Annotated in this window: 2 protein-coding genes; one reads left to right on the forward strand and one right to left on the reverse strand. The window is 66.6% G+C overall.

From position 1 onward, the window contains the following. The first annotated feature begins 193 nt into the window (after nt 1-193). A protein-coding gene (locus ACIHCX_RS38095; RefSeq protein WP_400038009.1) for an IS5 family transposase occupies nt 194-1,002 on the forward strand; the annotation gives its coding sequence in 2 pieces (ribosomal slippage) (nt 194-533 and nt 533-1,002; 810 coding nt in all). Nucleotides 1,003-1,007: 5 nt separating this feature from the next. Here the strand turns inward: ACIHCX_RS38095 and ACIHCX_RS38100 are convergent. Next, the gene (locus ACIHCX_RS38100; protein WP_400038008.1) at nt 1,008-1,409 is read right to left on the reverse strand and encodes a DUF6896 domain-containing protein; all 402 of its coding nucleotides are present in this window, start codon (nt 1,407-1,409) and stop codon (nt 1,008-1,010) included. Nucleotides 1,410-1,586 lie beyond the last annotated feature (177 nt).

Here is a 1,586-nt window from a genome sequence, read left to right on the forward strand (position 1 = left end):
GCCGGAGTCGCGGAACGCGTCGACCGCTGGGCGGAGGCAACGCAGGCCTGCCACACCTCGACGACCTCGTACAGCCGCCCGGCGGTCGGATGCCATGGATGCCAGCCAGTCGACCGCCGACTTACTGATCGTTTCAGAATGGATTGAGCTACGGGTCTTGTGCTCGACGATCTTGGTCGGCAGGGTGTCTGGAGTGCGTGCTGATCTTGTCCCTGACGATCTGTGGGAGCGGGTGGCTCCGCTGCTGCCGCCTGCTCCCGAGCGGCGCCGTCGCCACCCCGGGCGGCTGCGTGTTCCCGACCGAGTGGCACTCGCTGGTGTGATGTATGTGCTGCGGACTGGTGTCGCATGGCGTGATGTCCCCGCGGAGACGGTGGGCTGCTCCGGGGTGACGGCCTGGCGCCGTCTGCGGGACTGGACCGAGGCCGGCGTGTGGTCGCGTCTGCACGCGGCCCTGCTGGCCGAGCTGCGCCGTGTCAGCCTGCTGGACCTGGATGACTGCTCTGCGGACGGGTCGCACGTCCGGGCTCTCAAAGGGGGGATCACGTCGGCCCCTCACCCGTCGATCGTGCCCGCCCCGGCTCAAAGCACCACCTGATTGTCGACCGCCACGGAACCCCGCTCGCCGTCACGCTCACCGGCGGCAACCGCCACGACGTCACCCAGCTCCTGCCGCTACTGGACGCCATCCCACCGATCCGGGGACTGCGGGGCCGTCCCCGCCGCAAACCCCGGCGCCTGTACGCCGACCGGGGCTATGACTTCGACAAGTACCGCCGCCTGTTGCGGAAGCGCGGCATCAAGCCCCTGATCGCCCGACGCGGCGTCGCCCACGGCTACGGACTGGGCAAGGTGCGCTGGGTGGTCGAGCGTGCCTTCGCCTGGCTGCATCAGTTCAAACGGCTCCGCACCCGCTACGAACGACGCGCCGATCTCCACCGGGGCCTGCTCGAACTGGCCTGCAGCCTCATATGCCTCCGCCGCCTACGAACCTCATCCTGAAGCAATCAGTTGGCTACGCTGAACCAGCCCGGACGCACCTCGGTCAGAAGCGGTTGCAACGACCGCACTGCGGACCGCATGTCCTGATCCGTAACGTCATGAGGCTCCGGCAGGCTCAGCCCATACCCGCGGAGCCGCCAGAGGTCGAAGACTTCGCTCCCGTCGGCTGCGAAGTCCACATCGACCTCAGTGCCGTTGTCGCTCACGAAGCGGCACCCTGCGCCATGGACCTTGTAGGAGTAGGTGCCGATGTGATCACTCCGGCTGATCCGGCGCGAACGGGCCAGGCCGACGACGTCCGCCAGTCGCTCAAGCGAGGGGATCGCCAACCTCATGGCCTCATCAATCGTGTTCAGGGCGCGGACGTAACCGAGCACGAGGTCGCGCGCAGCCTCAAACCGTTCCATACGGTGTCATCCCCCTGGGCCCGTGACTCAAGGGATTGTTCCATGGAACCTCCAGCACCGCCGCGAGACGGCATTCTGAAACGATCAGTAAGGGCGTGCAGATCTTTAACTCGTGGCTTTCCGCTCGGTGATTCGTTGGTATGGCATGAGCGGTTTGGAAGGGCAATGGGCCGTGTT

This window comes from Streptomyces sp. NPDC052043 (assembly GCF_044548235.1).
GTDB lineage: Bacteria > Actinomycetota > Actinomycetes > Streptomycetales > Streptomycetaceae > Streptomyces.